General features: G+C 71.4%; 13 protein-coding genes and 1 pseudogene. 5 read left to right on the top strand and 9 right to left on the bottom strand.

The genetic code is table 11. From position 1 onward, the window contains the following. The first annotated feature begins 106 nt into the window (after positions 1 to 106). Positions 107 to 2,146, top strand: coding sequence for an ATP-dependent zinc metalloprotease FtsH (gene ftsH / locus MKW14_RS25100; protein ID WP_240865496.1), 2,040 nt, complete (start codon positions 107 to 109; stop codon positions 2,144 to 2,146). 140 nt (positions 2,147 to 2,286) lie between these two features. Further along, positions 2,287 to 2,892, top strand: coding sequence for a GTP cyclohydrolase I FolE (folE, locus tag MKW14_RS25095; RefSeq protein WP_240865494.1), 606 nt, complete (start codon positions 2,287 to 2,289; stop codon positions 2,890 to 2,892). Between the two features lie 272 nt (positions 2,893 to 3,164). Here the strand turns inward: folE and MKW14_RS25090 are convergent, their stop codons facing one another. From MKW14_RS25090 to MKW14_RS25065, 6 genes and pseudogenes are all read right to left on the bottom strand, one after another. Further along, positions 3,165 to 3,650 (bottom strand): DUF3180 domain-containing protein, encoded by a 486-nt coding sequence (locus MKW14_RS25090; RefSeq protein ID WP_240865492.1) that lies wholly within the window; start codon positions 3,648 to 3,650, stop codon positions 3,165 to 3,167. Positions 3,651 to 3,730: 80 nt separating this feature from the next. Then, positions 3,731 to 4,342, bottom strand: a complete 612-nt coding sequence (gene folK, locus MKW14_RS25085) for a 2-amino-4-hydroxy-6-hydroxymethyldihydropteridine diphosphokinase (protein ID WP_240865489.1) — start codon at positions 4,340 to 4,342, stop codon at positions 3,731 to 3,733. Further along, entirely contained in the window at positions 4,339 to 4,698 is a 360-nt protein-coding gene (folB, locus tag MKW14_RS25080) for a dihydroneopterin aldolase (protein WP_240865488.1), read from the bottom strand. The genes folK and folB overlap by 4 nt, the downstream gene beginning before the upstream one ends. Positions 4,699 to 4,994: 296 nt before the next feature. Beyond that, positions 4,995 to 5,498: a nuclear transport factor 2 family protein gene (locus MKW14_RS25075; protein WP_240865487.1), complete on the bottom strand. Its 504-nt coding sequence runs from the start codon at positions 5,496 to 5,498 to the stop codon at positions 4,995 to 4,997. Between the two features lie 227 nt (positions 5,499 to 5,725). Beyond that, positions 5,726 to 6,598, bottom strand: a pseudogene (gene folP, locus MKW14_RS25070) (dihydropteroate synthase); the annotation flags it as partial. Between the two features lie 111 nt (positions 6,599 to 6,709). Next, on the bottom strand, positions 6,710 to 8,527 hold the full coding sequence (locus MKW14_RS25065) for a phosphatidylglycerol lysyltransferase domain-containing protein (RefSeq protein ID WP_240865486.1): 1,818 nt from the start codon (positions 8,525 to 8,527) through the stop codon (positions 6,710 to 6,712). 224 nt (positions 8,528 to 8,751) lie between these two features. Here MKW14_RS25065 and MKW14_RS25060 point away from each other — a divergent pair, with 224 nt between their 5' ends. Continuing rightward, positions 8,752 to 9,879: an alpha/beta hydrolase gene (locus tag MKW14_RS25060; protein ID WP_240865485.1), complete on the top strand. Its 1,128-nt coding sequence runs from the start codon at positions 8,752 to 8,754 to the stop codon at positions 9,877 to 9,879. A gap of 134 nt (positions 9,880 to 10,013) precedes the next feature. Then, the gene (locus MKW14_RS25055) at positions 10,014 to 11,381 is read left to right on the top strand and encodes a hypothetical protein (RefSeq protein WP_240865484.1); all 1,368 of its coding nucleotides are present in this window, start codon (positions 10,014 to 10,016) and stop codon (positions 11,379 to 11,381) included. A gap of 670 nt (positions 11,382 to 12,051) precedes the next feature. On the opposite strand, the gene MKW14_RS25050 is transcribed toward MKW14_RS25055, so the two are convergent. Both MKW14_RS25050 and MKW14_RS25045 read right to left on the bottom strand, forming a co-directional pair. Continuing rightward, positions 12,052 to 13,389: a PH domain-containing protein gene (locus MKW14_RS25050; RefSeq protein ID WP_240865483.1), complete on the bottom strand. Its 1,338-nt coding sequence runs from the start codon at positions 13,387 to 13,389 to the stop codon at positions 12,052 to 12,054. Continuing rightward, entirely contained in the window at positions 13,386 to 13,898 is a 513-nt protein-coding gene (locus MKW14_RS25045; protein ID WP_240865481.1) for a PH domain-containing protein, read from the bottom strand. Before MKW14_RS25045 ends, MKW14_RS25050 begins: the two co-directional genes overlap by 4 nt. A gap of 31 nt (positions 13,899 to 13,929) precedes the next feature. On the opposite strand from MKW14_RS25045, the gene MKW14_RS25040 reads away from it, so the two are divergent. Further along, a complete protein-coding gene (locus MKW14_RS25040) occupies positions 13,930 to 15,081 on the top strand; it encodes an NADH-quinone oxidoreductase subunit D (RefSeq protein WP_240865480.1) in 1,152 nt (383 codons plus the stop codon). A gap of 1 nt (position 15,082) precedes the next feature. Here MKW14_RS25040 and MKW14_RS25035 read toward each other — a convergent pair whose 3' ends face one another. After that, the gene (locus tag MKW14_RS25035; protein ID WP_240865479.1) at positions 15,083 to 16,138 is read right to left on the bottom strand and encodes an SAM-dependent methyltransferase; all 1,056 of its coding nucleotides are present in this window, start codon (positions 16,136 to 16,138) and stop codon (positions 15,083 to 15,085) included. Positions 16,139 to 16,162 lie beyond the last annotated feature (24 nt).

The raw sequence follows: 16,162 nt of genomic DNA, 5'->3' as shown, positions 1-16,162 counted from the left end.
GGGCCGCCGAGTGCGGCTTCGGGCCACAATGCTGGGGTACCGTCAGAAGAACTGTCTTATCAAACTCACTATGGCAGGAGGGACGGGGCGACACCGCTCCGTATGGATGGACGTGAAGCGATACTTCCGTGGGCCGGTCATGTGGATCGTGCTGGCCGTCCTTGCCGTGGTCGTGTTGATGCAGGTCGTCGGCTCGTCCGGCGGCTACAAGACGGTGGACACCGGCCAGGTCGTGGCGGCGATCAACGACAACAAGGTGGAGAGCGTCAAGCTCACCACCGGCGATGAGCAGACCGTCAAGGCCCAGCTCAAGGACGGTTTCAAGGTCGAGGGCAGCTCGAAGATCCAGGCGAGCTACATCGGCGACCAGGGCGTGGCCATCGCCAACACGCTGCAGAACAAGTACCAGGACAAGCAGATCCCGGACGGCTACACCGTGTCGCCGTCCAAGCAGAACCCGTTCCTCGGCATCCTGCTCTCCCTGCTCCCCTTCGTCCTGATCGTGGTCGTCTTCCTGTTCCTGATGAACCAGATGCAGGGCGGCGGCTCCCGGGTGATGAACTTCGGGAAGTCCAAGGCCAAGCTGATCACCAAGGACACCCCGAAGACGACGTTCGCCGACGTCGCGGGCTGCGACGAGGCCGTCGAGGAGCTCCACGAGATCAAGGAGTTCCTGCAGGAGCCGGCCAAGTTCCAGGCCGTCGGTGCCAAGATCCCCAAGGGCGTGCTGCTCTACGGCCGCCCCGGTACCGGCAAGACACTGCTCGCGCGAGCCGTCGCCGGTGAGGCGGGGGTCCCCTTCTACTCGATCTCCGGTTCCGACTTCGTCGAGATGTTCGTCGGTGTCGGTGCCTCCCGGGTCCGTGACCTGTTCGAGCAGGCCAAGGCGAACGCCCCGGCGATCGTCTTCGTCGACGAGATCGACGCGGTCGGCCGCCATCGCGGCGCCGGCCTCGGCGGTGGTCACGACGAGCGCGAGCAGACGCTGAACCAGCTGCTCGTCGAGATGGACGGTTTCGACGTCAAGGGTGGTGTGATTCTCATCGCAGCCACCAACCGTCCGGACATCCTCGACCCGGCCCTTCTGCGTCCCGGCCGCTTCGACCGCCAGATCGCGGTAGACCCGCCGGACCTGCAGGGCCGCCTGGAGATCCTCAAGGTCCACCAGAAGGGCAAGCCGGTCGCCCCGGACGTCGACCTCGCGGCCGTCGCCCGCCGGACGCCGGGCTTCACCGGCGCCGACCTGAGCAACGTCCTCAACGAGGCCGCCCTGCTCACGGCCCGCAGCGACCGCAAGCTGATCGACAACTCCATGCTGGACGAGGCGATCGACCGCGTGGTGGCGGGCCCGCAGAAGCGGACCCGGATCATGTCGGACAAGGAGAAGAAGATCACCGCGTACCACGAGGGCGGACACGCCCTGGTCGCGGCGGCCTCCCCGAACTCCGACCCGGTCCACAAGATCACGATCCTCTCGCGAGGACGTGCTCTGGGCTACACGATGGTCCTGCCGGACGAGGACAAGTACTCGACCACCCGCAACGAGATGCTCGACCAGCTCGCCTACATGCTGGGCGGTCGCGCGGCCGAGGAACTGGTCTTCCACGACCCGACCACGGGCGCCGCGAACGACATCGAGAAGGCCACCGCCACGGCCCGCGCGATGGTCACCCAGTACGGCATGACCGAGCGTCTGGGCGCCATCAAGTTCGGCGGCGACAACACCGAGCCGTTCCTCGGACGTGAGATGGCTCACCAGCGCGACTACTCGGAAGAGGTCGCCGCGCTGGTGGACGAGGAAGTCAAGAAGCTCATCGAGAACGCGCACAACGAGGCCTGGGAGATCCTGGTCGAGAACCGCGACGTCCTCGACAACCTCGTCCTGCAGCTGCTGGAGAAGGAGACGCTGGGCAAGGAGCAGATCGCCGAGATCTTCGCTCCCATCGTCAAGCGCCCGCCGCGTCCGGCCTGGACCGGCTCCTCCCGCCGCACGCCGTCCACCCGTCCGCCGGTGCTCTCCCCCAAGGAGCTCGCCCTGACGAACGGCGCCAACGGCGCGACCCCGGCGATCAGCACCGCCAAGGCGACGGCGACGGAACACACGCCGGTGACCGAGCCCGCCCCGGAGGAGCGTCCCGACAGCTGACGTCCCTTCCGTCCCACCGGGACCGGAATAAGTGCGCGCGCCCCCCAGGTTCTAGCCTGGGGGGCGCGGCGTTTTCAGCCATGCCGCAGATGAGGCGCGTGGCCTACACGCGTGACCCGCACAGGAACGAGGCACCGCACATGACCGACCCCGTGACGCTGGACGGCGAGGGCACGATCGGCGAGTTCGACGAGAAGCGGGCCGAGAACGCCGTGCGCGAACTCCTCATCGCGGTCGGCGAGGACCCGGACCGCGAGGGGCTGCGGGAGACACCGGCGCGGGTGGCGCGGGCGTACCGGGAGCTCTTGGCGGGGCAGAGTCAGGAGCCCGAGGATGTCCTGACCACCACGTTCGACCTTGGGCACGACGAGATGGTCCTGGTCAAGGATATCGAAATCGTAAGTTTGTGCGAACACCACATGCTGCCGTTCCATGGCGTGGCTCACGTGGGATACGTTCCGGCCGAAAGCGGCAAGATTACGGGCCTGTCGAAGCTCGCACGGTTGGTTGAGGTGTTTGCCCGCCGTCTGCAGGTGCAGGAACGACTCACCACGCAGATCGCCGACTCCCTCATGCGGATCCTCGAGGCCCGAGGCGTGATCGTCGTTATCGAGGCCGAGCATATGTGCATGTCGGTGCGCGGGATCCGCAAGCCGGGTGCCAAGACCACGACGTCGGCGGTACGTGGTCAGCTTCGGGACGCCACGACCCGTGCCGAGGCAATGAGCCTGATACTGGCACACTGACCTGCTGAGGCAGTACGTGGGCGGGGACGCGCACCACATGCGGCAGCGTTTTCCTCGTGTGAGCTGACAGCCGGCCTTCACGCGGTACCTTCCAGCGCGAGCGGCACTCGCTGCAGCTCAGGGAGTCCATGTGGACCCCGGTCCACGAGGTACGGCGGCGCACAACCAAGGACAGGCCCTTCACCCTCTACAGCTATCGCCTTGACCCCCGCCCAGGCTTTCTGGTCAACGGACACCTCGTCCGTCAGGCCTGGTAACGGCGTGCACGTCAGTCAGGCCGTCGAGGCCGCGCCGTTGTTGTTCTCGTCGTCGTCCGGGAGCTTGCAGACACGCTCCAGAAAGATGGCCGCCGCTATGACCGCGATGCCCGCCACCACCGAGAAGCCGGCGTAGATCGCCTGGTCGCGGCGGGCCGGGATGTCGAGGAGCTCAAGGAGGAAGACGCCCGTGCCGCCGTACATCCCGGCGACCAGGGCGGCGACCAGGGCGCTGGACTGGCCGAAGACGACCGCGCGGGCCGCCATCAGGGGGTCCACGCCCTTCGCCTCGGGATCACGCTCGCGCTGGGCCTTGAGCCGGCCGCGGATCGAGAGCGCCGTGGCCGTGAGGACCACGGCGATCAGCGCGAGCACGATGGGGGCGGCCAGCGGGACGCTCGGCAGGGTACCGATCGAGTTCCACAGGCGGGCGCCCGCCCAGGACAGGACTCCGGCCACGAAAAACACTCCGGCCAGCACCCTGATGCGCAGCTCTCTCACGGTGTCCCTTCAGCTCCCCCGGGTCGCGGGATCGTCCCGCCGACGGTGGTCGTGGTGACCTCTCGCCCTGACCTTAACGACTACTCGGGCAGGTGGAGTTCCAGGTCCTTGCGGGGCGTCACCCCGTCGCGGGTGACGGCGCCGAGGAGATCGGCGACCGCGCCCCGGCCCGGCAACTGCGCCTCGGGCTCCAGGTCGTACCAGGGAGCGAGGACGAAGGCCCGTTCGTGGGCGCGCGGGTGGGGGAGGGTGAGCTGCGGGTCGTCGTCGACGACGTCGGCGTACGCGACGATGTCGACGTCGAGGGTGCGGGCGCCCCAGCGCTCGTCCCGGACCCGGTGGAAGGCCTCCTCGACCGCGTGCGCCCGCTCCAGCAGCGAGGACGGGGGCAGGGTGGTCTTCAGCAGGATCACCGCGTTGAAGTACGCCGGCTGGCTGCCGGTCTCCACGCCCCACGGCTCCGTCTCGTACACCGGCGACACGGCCTTCACGCGGACGCCGGGGGTGTCCTCGAGGGCGTCGATGGCGCCCTGGAGGGTCTCCAGGCGGTTGCCGAGGTTGGCGCCGAGGGAGATCACGGCCCGTTTCGGGTTGTGCAGGGTCGTGTCGGCGGCGTCCACCTGTCGCACCACGGAGGCGGGTACCGGCTGTACGGTCGGGTCGCTGTGCCCCTCGGTGAAGAACGCGGTCATACTCGGCTCCGGGTGATGGTGACGGTCACGTCGTCGAAGGGGACGGTGATCGGCGCGTCCGGCTTGTGGACGCGGACCTCGACCTCCTGGACTCCCTCGTGCTTCAGACAGGTCTGGGCGATGCGCTCGGCGAGCGTCTCGATGAGGTTGACGGGCTCGCCCTCGACGACGGCCACGACCTCCTCCGCCACGATGCCGTAGTGCACGGTCTTCGCCAGGTCGTCGTCGGCCGCGGCCGGACGGGTGTCGAGGCCGAGGACGAGGTCCACGACGAAGGTCTGGCCCTCCTCGCGCTCCTCGGGGAACACCCCGTGATGCCCACGGGCCCTCAGGCCGCGCAGCGCGACACGATCCACGCGAATCACTCCTGCAGTCGTCGGTGAAGGCCGGTCACCGCCGTGTGCGGGCGGCACACCGGCCTCGAACGAATCTACCCGCGGGCACTGACAGGGCCGGGCCACGGGCCCGCGGGCCCGAGCCGGGGCCAGGAGGTTTCATCGTCTGTTTCCCCTTGGGGAACCCGGTGGCTCACGGGTTGGTAGCCGCCCTTACCCGGCCGTCGTGATTCCAACCACTTCTTGCTCCCGGTGGGTGTTCCGGGCGCCGGCGGACGGTCTCGGCCCGCGGATGTCCTCACCGGGCGACTACCCCGTCAGGACGGGGTGTCCTCGTCCTCGGCCTCGTCGTTTTCGGCCAGAACGGGGGAGGCATGGTGGGACCACAGCTTCCAGCCGTCGGGGGTGCGGCGGAAGACGTTGGTCGCGACCACCAGCTGGCCCACCAGAGGGCCCAGCTCCTCGTCGCCCCGGGGGGCCGGGCCGCCGCTGAGGATGTTCTCGGTGCAGGTGACCAGGGCGGTGTCGCCGGTGACCGAGACATGCACGTCGGTCAGGAAGAACTGGATGTAGTCGGTGCTCGCCATGATCAGCGCGTACGACCTCAGGACCTCGCCGCGACCGGTCAGCACGGGCCAGCCCGGGTGCACGCAGGACACCACGCCGGTGTCCGCCGGGTCGTGGTACTCCTCGTCGACGCCCAGGTCGGCGGGGGTCAGCCAGAGTGAGGACACCTCCTCGAAGTCACCGCGTTCCAGTGCCTCGTAGAACGCGGTGTTGGCCGCCTCCACCTGCTCGACATCGGTGTGGGGGGCGCTCACCGGGCTCCTTCTGAGCCGTGGGGGCCGCGCGCGCCGGGCGGGGGCGGCGCTTGACCGGGGGAGGGGGCGCGCTTTTCGGCGTGGGCGCCGGCCGTGTGGGGGGTGGGGTGCTCGGGGGGTGCGGTGTGAGCGCCCGGCACGCACTCCATGCCGTGCGCCTCGCGTGCGGTGTCGGCGCCCGGCGTGCGCTCCGCGTCTCGCTCCCCGGGCGTAGGGGCGGCGCCCGGCGCGTTCTCCGTCCCGCGCGCCTGTTCCACGGCGTGGGCGACCCGTACCGCGTCCGCTGTCGCGCGGACCTCGTGCACGCGGACCGCCCACGCGCCGGCCTGTGCGGCGAGCGCGGAGACGGCGGCCGTGGCGGCGTCGCGCTCGCGCGCGGGCGGGGGCGCGCCCTCCGGGCCGGCGAGCACGCGTCCCAGGAACCGCTTGCGGGAGGCGGCGACGAGCAGGGGGCGGCCGAGACCGAGCAGACGGTCGAGGTGGGCCAGCAGCACGAGGTCGTGCTCGGCGTCCTTGGAGAAGCCGAGACCGGGGTCGACGACGATCCGGTCGGGCGCGATGCCGCCGGCGAGGACGGCGTCCACGCGCGCGTGGAGTTCGTCGACGACCTCGGCGACGACGTCCTCGTACACGCCCCTGACGTTGCCGCCCTCCAGGAAGCCCCGCCAGTGCATGACGACGAACGGGGCGCCCGAGGAGGCGACGACGGGGATCATCGCGGGGTCGGCGAGGCCGCCGCTGACGTCGTTGACGAGGGCCGCGCCCGCGGCGAGGGCCTGCTCGGCGACGGACGCGCGCATGGTGTCGACGGAGACCGTGACGCCCTCGGAGGCGAGGCCGCGCACGACGGGGACGACACGCCTGAGCTCCTCGGCGGCATCGACGCGGGTGGCGCCGGGGCGGGTGGACTCGCCGCCGACGTCGACCAGGTCCGCGCCCTCGGCGACCAGCTCCAGGCCGTGCTTGACGGCGGCCGTGGTGTCGAAGAAGCGGCCGCCGTCGGAGAAGGAATCCGGTGTGACGTTCACGACTCCCATGACCGCGCAGCGCTCCCACTGCGGAAGGCCCGCGACGCGCCCGCGTCCGCTCTGCTTGCTCATATGTTCAGCGTAGGCCCCGCAACGGGCCCGAAGACGCCGCGGCCCGGCCGGAGGCCCCGGGGACGGGGCGGCTCTCCGGCCGGGCCGGCATCGCACACGTGAACCGGGACGTCACGCGACTCGGGCTCGGGCGTCCCTCTCCGGCACGGTGTGGGCACACGCGCGTGCGGGCTTCTGGCGGCGGCGCAGGAAGCGCGGCAGCGGCAGGGCCAGGTTGACGAAGCCCTCGGCCTGCATCGCGGCGAGACCGATGCGCGGCAGGTCCGCGGAGGCCCGGTAGACGACGAAGCGCGGCTCCCAGCGGGGCTGGAACTTGGCGTTGAACTTGTACAGGGACTCGATCTGGAACCAGCGGGAGAGGAACACCAGCAGTCCGCGCCAGGCGCGCAGCACGGGGCCCGCGCCGATCTTCTCGCCCCGCGCGAGGGCGGAGCGGAACATCGCGAAGTTCAGCGAGACACGGGTGATGCCGAACTTCGGTGCCGCCTGGAGGGCGGCGACGATGAGCAGTTCGTTCATGCCGGGGTCGGCCGAGCGGTCGCGGCGCATCAGGTCGAGGGAGGCGCCGTCCGTGCCCCAGGGCACGAAGTGCAGGATCGCCTTCAGGTCGCCGTAGGGGCCGGGCTCGGGGTCGGCCTTGTGGGCGGTGGCGATCAGGCAGTCGCCGTCGGAGGCGTCGCCGATCCGGCCCAGGGCCATGGAGAAGCCGCGCTCGGTGTCCGTGCCGCGCCAGTCCTCGGCGGCCTGCCGGATGCGCTCCAGTTCGGCGTCGCCGAGGTCACGGACACGTCGTACCCGGGTCTCGTAACCGGCGCGCTCGATGCGCTTGACCATCTGGCGCACGTTGCGCATCGCTCGGCCGGCGAGGGAGAAATCCGCCACGTCCACCACCGCCTCGTCGCCCAGTTCCAGGGCGTCCAGGCCGGTCTCGCGGGTCCACACCTCGCCTCCCGTCTCCGAGCAGCCCATGACGGCCGGGGTCCAGGAGTGCGCGCGTGCCTCGTCCATGAAGCGCTCGATGGCGCCCGGCCAGGCCTCGACGTCGCCGATGGGGTCGCCGCTGGCGAGCATCACACCGGACACGACGCGGTAGGTCACCGCCGCCTTGCCGCTGGGCGAGAAGACCACGGCCTTGTCGCGCCGCAGCGCGAAGTGGCCGAGGGAGTCGCGGCGGCCGTGCTTGTCCAGCAGCGCCCGCAGGCGTGCCTCGTCCTCCTCCGTCAGGCGCGCCGCCGGGTGTTCCGGCCGGAAAGCCAGGTAAATGGTGGTGACCGCGGTGAGCAGTCCGAGGGCGCCGAGGGAGAAGCCCACCGTCCAGGAGGTGTTGCCCTGGTAGTCGACCGGGCCCTCGAAGCCGAACAGGCCGTACAGCACGTGGGTGATGCGGTCGGCCAGGCTCGGGTCGCCGACCATGCGGTTCGGGTGGACGCTGACGATGACCAGGCCGAGGGCGAGGGAACCGGCGCTCATGAGGACGAAGTTGGCGAGCGCGCGCCACCTGCTGCGCGGGTCGGGCAGCGCGGAGAACTGGTCGCGGTGGCGCAGCAGCGGCGCGAGCAGTGCCGCCGAGATGATCACGCCGATCAGGGAGTGGCGGTACGTGAACTGCGCCACGGCGCCCGCCGGCAGCAGCGCCACCGCCGCGCGCCACGCCCGCCGCTTGCCGCGCCTCAGGCCGTGCGCGAGCAGCAGCAGGAGGATGCCCGCGCTCAGCGAGAGGGCCGCCGCGAAGGGACCGAACGACCCGGGGAGCACCTCGGCCATGCTGTGCATACGGCTGTGCCGGAAGCGCGGGAAGACGCCCGCCGCGATGTCCAGAACGCCCACCAGCGCGCACGCTCTGGCGACGAGTACCGGTACGGCCTCGGGGCGCGGACCTCGCAGTACGCGCCGCGTGTTGCGTACGCGGGAGGGAACCCCACCCGACATTTCCTCATCTGTCCTGACAGACATCGCATCCCGTAGTTCTGCGAGAGACCTTGGACCCGGTGCCGTTCTGGGCATCCGGCGACATTGCGCCCTCTAGGACGGTGTCTCGGGGGGAGAGGTTCCTTCCTCCCCTCAAAGCCGGTCCAAAGGACGGGAAAAGTCCCGGACAAGCCCTTGCGAAGGGGTGGTGCTCCGGGGAAAACCCGCAGGCAGGAAGATAGGTCATGGGTCTTACGAGCAACAAGGTGCTGGCGCTCGCGGTCCTGTTCGCCGTGCTGCTGTTCGTCGGCACGGTGTGGCTGTGGCCACGGCTGGCACGGCGGAACTGGCGGGCCGTCAGCGGTCGCGTGGGTCTGCTGTTCGGTACCCAGCTGGCACTCTTCGCGTCGGTGGGCCTCGCCGCCAACCAGGCCTTCGGGTTCTACGCGAGCTGGGCGGACCTGTTCGGCCAGGAGAAGGAACAGGGCGTGGTCGTCAACCACACCGCGCCCGGCGGCTCCGGCGGTCCCCTGGAGGTGATCGACACGGCACGCGTGCGTGGCCCGGGCGGTGCCCGGCCGCAGACCGGCGGAGAGATCCAGAAGGTCGACATCGTGGGCCGCAGGACGCACATCGCCACGCCCGCGTACGTCTATCTGCCGCCGGAGTACTTCCAGCCCCGTTATCGCGCGCGTACGTTCCCCGCGACCGTCGTGCTGACCGGATATCCGGGCACCGCGCAGGCGCTCGTGGACAAGCTGCACTACCCGCGCACGGCACAGGAGCTCGCCAAGGACGGCCGTATGCAGCCGATGATCCTGGTGATGCTGCGGCCCACCGTCGCACCGCCGCGGGACACCGAGTGCGTGGACATCCCGGGCGGCCCGCAGACGGAGACGTTCTTCGCCAAGGACCTCCCCGACGCCGTGCTCGCGCACTACAGGGTGGGCAGGAAGCCCGGGAGCTGGGGCATCATCGGCGACTCCACGGGCGGCTACTGCGCACTGAAACTCGCCATGCACCACCCCGGCTCCTACGCGGCGGGCGCGGGCCTTTCGCCGTACTACAAGGCGCCGGTCGACCCGACCACGGGCGATCTCTTCCACGGCGACAAAGGGCTGCGCAACCGCGCCGACCTGTGGTGGTGCCTCAAACACCTGCCCGCCCCGGACACCTCACTGCTCGTCACCAGCAGCCGGACCGGGGAATCCAACTACAAGTCGACGCTGAAGTTCATAGAGCGAGTTCAGGCCACGAACCTGACCCGGATCTCCTCGATCATCCTCGACAGCGGGGGGCACAACTTCAACACCTGGCGGCGGGAGATTCCGGCGACGCTGCAGTGGATCAGCGGGCGGCTGAGTGACCGGTGACCAGGGTTCCGACAGGAAATGATCTTGCGAATTCGACGGGCCGCAATTCCTGATGCGCTGTGAACGTTTCGTTATGGCTGTGTTTTTACGGGGCGGGGCGCCAACGCTCGCCTACGCGCGGTAAGTTTCTGGCCATGCCACGTGGACGTCACCGCCATTCCCCGCCTTTGCACAGGCTGCTGCCTCCGTCGGCGATCGCAGGCGTCTCCCTTGTCTGCGCCTTCGGTCCCTGGGTGTTCTCGGAGCCCGCCGCGCTCCGCGTCATAGCCGCGTTCGCCGCCGCCACGGCCGTGATCGGGGCGGCCGTCATGCGCCGCTGGGACGCACAGGCCGGCAAGCAGGTCGCCGACCTCACGCGCGCGCGTGCGAGCGACGAGTGGCGGCACGAGGAGCGGGTCGCCGAACTGGAGACGGACCTCGAGGAGTCGCGCGAGCTGCGCGCCAAGCTGGAGCAGCGGCTGCGGGCCAAGCGCGCGGAGCTGGCGGGCCTGCGCAACGAGCACGCGGCGCTGCTGCGGCGGTACGCGACCGCGGAGACCGAGCGGGCGAGCGCCCTGGAGGGCCGCCGTCTGCTCGAGATAGAGGCCGCGGCTCCCGACACGCACGCGCTGCCGCCCGTGGCGGCTACGGAGACCGAGGTTGTGGCTGCCTCGGCTCAGGGCGAGGACGGCACGGACGAGAAGGCGCGGACCGCCGGGGTCTTCTCCCCGGAGGGCTCCCAGCTGTTCCTGCGGGCCAAGGAGGCGCTGAAGAAGTTCGACGACGGTGACGGTCCCGCGCAGGAGGACGTTGCCGACGACGTCGAGGCCGAGGTGGCGGAGGAGACGGACGCCGACGCCGAGGCCGAGTCAGTGGTCGCCGCGCAGGACGAGGCCGATGCTGCGGAGCAGGATGAAGCCGCGCCCGAGGACGACGACTCCCCGAAGGGCGGCGGGTCGCCCAAGGGGGACGGCCCGTCGAAGGGCGACGGCTCCCCGAAGGGCGAGCCCGTGAAGGTGCGGACCGCGACGGCCGAGGACTCCGCCGCCACCCCCGCCGAGGAGGGCGCCGCCCCCGCCGACGGCACCGAGGCCGCGGCTCAGGAGGACGAGGCGCAGGGGCAGCCCGTGGCGGTCGACGGGCATGAGCACGCGGCCGCCACCACGCCGGCGGAGCCCACCCGCTCCGCGCAGCCCGTACAGCAGCCCTCCGGGCACTTCGTGGCGCCGACCGCGGTGGCCGTCGTACCGGCGACGCCCGCGCGGCGCCCGGCGGTCGAGGGCGGGTTCGACTTCTTCGGAACGAAGCAGGAGACGGCGCCTGCCGCCCTGGACGCCGTGCAGAACGAGGACCTGGCCGACGTGGTCGGCCAGGAGGCGCTCGCCGTGCACAAGGCCGAGGCCGAGGCGCAGTTCAAGCCGGCCGACGAGGACGCGCGGGGTGTCGGCCAGGTGATCGACCTGACCGCGCACGACGAGACGGAGCGGATCGACCTGCAGGGCCTGCGCAGCGCGGTCTCCTGAGGCGGGGTGTTCGCACGGCGCGCGGTCCTGAGTCCGGGCGCTGGCGCGGTGCCGTCTTGTGCGGCCGGGGGCTTGCGCGGTGCGCGGTCGTGTGGGCGGGTGCTTGTGTGGCGCTCTCTTCTGCGGCCGGGTGCTTGCGGGGTACGCGGTCCTGAGGGCAGGTGCTTGCGCGCGGTAGGCGGTCGTGTGGCCGGGTGCTTGCGTGGCGCCGTCTTCTGCGGCCGGGTGCTTGCGGGGTACGCGGTCCTGAGGGCAGTGCTTGCGCGCGGTAGGCGGTCGTGTGGGCGGGTGCTTGCGTGGCGCCGTTTTCTGCGGCCGGGTGCTTGCTGGGCGCAGGCACTCAGCCCCGGTGCTTGCGCGGCACGCGGTCCTGCAGCCGGGCGCCTGCACGGAACGCGGTCCTGAGGGCGGGTTTCTGCGCGGTGCCGTTTGCTGAGTCGGGTGCTTGCGTGGCGCCGTCTTCTGTAGCCGGGTGCTTGCGGGGTACGCGGTCCTGAGTCCGGGCGCTGGCGTGGTGCCGTCTTGCGCGGCGCGCGGTCCTGCGGCCGGGGGCTTGCGCGGTACGCGGTCCGCAGCCGGGCGCCTGCGCGAAACGCGGTCGTGAGGGCGGGTGTCTGCGCGGTGCCGTTTGTTGAGGTCGGGTGCCGGACCACGGTGCCGGACGGACCGCCTACTGGGCCATCCAGCGGTCCGGTGGTGCGTCCCGGCGGCCCGTGCGGGACCGTTCCGCCTGAGCGCGCAGCAGCTCCGCCGCCTCCCTGGCATCCCTCAGCCGGGCCGTGACGGTCTTGTTGGCCCCCGTGTCCACGTGGACGTCGGCGAGCCGCCACAGCCGCTTCCACGGCCCCTGGACCAGCCGAACGCTCTGCACCTTCGCGTGCGGAACGAGCGCCAGCCGGCGGCGCAGCAGCCCGTGCCGGGCCGCGAACACCCCCTCGCTGACGACGAGTCCGTATCCGCGCCACCACAGCGGCAGGCACCGACCGGCCCGTCGAGGCGGGCGGGACAGCGCGGCGGACGCCGGCACGGTCACCCCCGGCAGCACGCGCGCTACGACGGACTCGGCGACCTCGCGCGGAGCGACCGGCACCAGCACGGAGTTGGACGAACCGGCCACGTCCAGCTCCACCCGCACCCAGCCCAGCCGCCGCCACAGCAGCGGTTCGACGATCCGTACGGTCTGCACGCGCCCGGGCGGCACGGTCTCGTGCGTGCGGTCGAGCAGGCCGTGGTCGATGCGCAGTCCGTCCGGGGACTCGCCCACCGTCCAGTCGTACTCGCTGACGAAGCGGCCCACACTGCTCGCTCCGGCCGCGCCCAGCAGGGGCAGGGCGGTGGCGAGGACCGTCCACACGCTGTGGGTGGCCAGCCACAGCAGGGGCGGTACGACGAGGGCGGCGGCGAGGGCGCCCCAGGTGGCGCCCGTCAGCACGAGGGACAGCGCGAGGTGGAGCGGGGGCGTGTGCAGGATCTCGCGCGCCGGAGCCTCTCCGACCTCGTGCGCCGTCTCGGGGGCGAACCCGGCGGCGCGCGCGAGCAGTTCCGCGCGCAGCGCACGCGCCTCGCGCTCCCCGAGGAAGGCGAGTTCGTCCTTCTTGGCCGTGCCTATGACGTCGAGTTTCAGCTTGGCGACGCCCGCCACGCGCGCGAGGAGCGGCTGGGTGACGTCCACGGCCTGGATCCGCTCGAGCCGGATGTGCGCGGTGCGGCGGAACAACAGGCCGGTACGGACGCGCAGTTCGCTGTCCGTCACCGCGAAGTGCGTGAACCACCAGCTGAGGAAGCCGTACAGGGCGGCGGCCGGTATGAGGACGGCGAGTGCGATCAGCAGGGTCGTGGTGGTCAGGCGGGTCAGCTGGCGCTGCGCCTGGTCCGGGTCGTGCACGGCCCACCCGATGAGCACGGCCACCGGCGCCCACGCCCGCCTGAGGGGCGTCACGGGATGCAGCCGCCGCTCGGTGACGGGTTGCCGCGCGCGTACGGCGTCGTCGACGCCCGGCGCCGTCACAGACCCGCCGATCGGGCCTCGCCGAGCTCGGTGAGCCGGTCGCGCAGCCGTTCCGCCTCGGCCGGGTCGAGACCCGGGATGGTGGCGTCGGTCGCCGCGGCCGCGGTGTGCAGCTGCACGCTGGCCAGACCGAAGTGCCGCTCGACGGGCCCGGAGGTCACCTCGACCAGCTGCATGCGCCCGTACGGCACGACGGTCTCCTCGCGCCACAGCACGCCCCGGCTGATCAGCAGGTCGTCGGCGCGCTCGGCGTACCGCCAGGAGCGCCAGTTGCGGCCCAGCAGCACCCAGCCCCAGGCGATGAGCGCGAGCGGCACCAGCGCGAAGGCCGCCCAGGCGGGCCCGACGAGCAGACCGAGCAGCAGACCGACCGCCAGCGCGATCAGCCCCAGCCACACCACCAGCAGCAGCCGCCGCATCCGCAGCAGCCCGGGCGGCAGCCCGGTCCACTCCGGCTCCCCCGCCCCGTCCGCCCTTGTGCCCGCGCCCCGCGGGCTCCCCGTCTCCATACGGCCAGCGTACGTAGGAGAGACTGTGTTCATGACTCCTACGACGGAGACCATGGTCGGTATCGGCGGCGCCGCGGAGAGCACCGACATGGTGCTCAATATCGGACCGCAGCACCCGTCCACGCACGGCGTACTGCGGCTGAAGCTGGTGCTGGACGGCGAGCGCATCATGCGCGCGGAGCCGGTGATCGGGTACATGCACCGCGGCGCGGAGAAGCTCTTCGAGGCGCGCGACTACCGCCAGATCATCATGCTCGCCAACCGCCACGACTGGCTGTCGGCCTTCTCGAACGAGCTGGGAGTCGTCCTCGCCGTCGAGCGCATGCTCGGCATGGAGGTCCCCACGCGCGCGGTGTGGACGCGCACGCTGCTCGCCGAGCTCAACCGGGTGCTCAACCACCTGATGTTCCTCGGCTCCTATCCCCTGGAACTCGGCGGGATCACACCGGTCTTCTACGCGTTCCGGGAGCGGGAGGTCCTCCAGAACGTCATGGAGGAGATCTCCGGCGGTCGTATGCACTACATGTTCAACCGTGTCGGCGGTCTCAAGGAGGACCTGCCGGCCGGCTGGGCCGCACGCGCGCGTGCCGCCGTCGCGGGGGTGCGCTCGCGCATGGACCGGTTCGACGACCTGGTCCTCGGCAACGAGATCTTCCGGGGGCGCACCCGGGACGTGGGCGCGCTGGCACCCGGGACCGTGCACGCGTACGGCGTCAGCGGGCCGATCGCGCGTGCCTCGGGCGTCGACTTCGACCTGCGGCGCGACGAGCCCTATCTCGCGTACGGGGAGCTGCAGGACGTCCTGAAGGTCGTCACCCGGCAGGAGGGCGACTGTCTCGCCCGCTTCGAGGTGCTCCTGGAGCAGACGCACAACGCCCTCGACCTCGCCGACGCCTGCCTCGACCGCCTGGCCGACCTGCCGCCCGGCCCGATCAACCAGCGGCTCCCCAAGGTCCTCAAGGCGCCCGAGGGCCACACCTACGCCTGGACCGAGAACCCGCTCGGCATCAACGGCTACTACCTCGTCAGCAAGGGCGAGAAGACGCCGTACCGGCTGAAGCTGCGCTCGGCGTCCTACAACAACATCCAGGCACTCGTGGAGCTGCTGCCGGGGACACTGGTGGCGGACATGGTGGCGATCCTCGGGTCGCTGTTCTTCGTGGTCGGGGACATCGACAAGTAGGTCACACGGGGGTTTCGGGCGCGTCCGTGTTTTCGGGCTTGTCCGTGACGTCGAGCGGGTCCGCCGTTCCGACCGGCTGGAGCAGCCACCCGAAGTCGCCGAGGCCGCCGGGCGCGGTGAGTTCCGCGGCCTCACCGGCGCTCGCGAGGGCGCGCACGTAGGCGGCGGGTTGTGCGGAAGCGAGTGCGAGCGGGGGGCGTGAGCCGACGATGCCCAAGGCGCGCAGAGCGTCGCGCTGCCGCAGAACGCGCCCCTGTCGCCCAGCGAGCGCCGCGGAGCGCGCCGCGCACGCGTCCAGCGCCACATGAGCCGTGACGTCGTGCTTCCCGTCGGGTACGGGCGCCGTTTCCCGCCCCGCGCGGAAGCCCGTGAGGGTGCCGAACAGGGGGCGCGTCTCCCGGGTGTGCGCGTAGTCCACGGCGACCGCGAGCCCCCGGTCGAGCGCCGCCACCGCACCCGCCCACGCCTCGTCGCGCGGCAGGCCGATCTCGGCCCGCAGGCCTTCCTCTCCCGGCAGCGGCCACCAGCGCGCGAGCCAGTCCGCCTCGTCGCCGCCGACCGGGTCGCCGAGACGCTCCGTGCCGTCCTGTCGCACCAGAACCGTGCGCGGTACGCCGTCCTCGTCCACCTCGGCGACGTCCAGCGGAACGTTGTCGAGCCACTCGTTGGCGAAGAGCAGCCCGGTGCGGCCCCGGGGCGCCTCGGGGAGCCATTCGACGCGGTCGTCGAGGCCGGAGGGGCGGTCGGCGAGTTCGACGGCGCAGGCACGCACGCGTGGCAGCACGTCCGCGGGCAGCGCGGCCAGGACACCGGTGACCAGCTCGCCGCGCCCCGCCGCCATGTCGACGAAGTCGAGACGGGCGGGCCGGCCCAGGGCCTCGTCGACGCGGCACAGCAGCCGGGCCACGGCCTCCGCGAACAGCGGCGACGCGTGCACGGACGTACGGAAGTGTCCGGCGGGGCCCTCGGGGCGGCGATAGAAGCCGCCGGGCCCGTACAGGGCCGCCTGCGTCGCCGCCCGCCAGCCGCGCCACTCCTCTGCCGTATCTTTCGTCACCGGGCCAGGCTAGGCGCACCGAGG

The organism is Streptomyces gilvus (assembly GCF_022513565.1).
GTDB classification, from domain to species: Bacteria; Actinomycetota; Actinomycetes; order Streptomycetales; family Streptomycetaceae; genus Streptomyces; species Streptomyces gilvus.
Note: the sequence above shows the minus strand (reverse complement) of the source record. Positions and strands in the feature narration are given on the sequence as shown.

Bases quoted from the DNA above. Each gene is read 5' to 3' on its own strand.
- ftsH (WP_240865496.1), top strand. From the start codon at position 107: ATGGACGTGAAGCGATACTTCCGTGGGCCGGTCATGTGGATCGTGCTG.
- folE (WP_240865494.1), top strand. From the start codon at position 2,287: ATGACCGACCCCGTGACGCTGGACGGCGAGGGCACGATCGGCGAGTTC.
- folK (WP_240865489.1), bottom strand. From the start codon at position 4,342: ATGACCGCGTTCTTCACCGAGGGGCACAGCGACCCGACCGTACAGCCG.
- MKW14_RS25065 (WP_240865486.1), bottom strand. From the start codon at position 8,527: ATGTCGGGTGGGGTTCCCTCCCGCGTACGCAACACGCGGCGCGTACTG.
- MKW14_RS25060 (WP_240865485.1), top strand. From the start codon at position 8,752: ATGGGTCTTACGAGCAACAAGGTGCTGGCGCTCGCGGTCCTGTTCGCC.
- MKW14_RS25055 (WP_240865484.1), top strand. From the start codon at position 10,014: ATGCCACGTGGACGTCACCGCCATTCCCCGCCTTTGCACAGGCTGCTG.
- MKW14_RS25045 (WP_240865481.1), bottom strand. From the start codon at position 13,898: ATGGAGACGGGGAGCCCGCGGGGCGCGGGCACAAGGGCGGACGGGGCG.
- MKW14_RS25040 (WP_240865480.1), top strand. From the start codon at position 13,930: ATGACTCCTACGACGGAGACCATGGTCGGTATCGGCGGCGCCGCGGAG.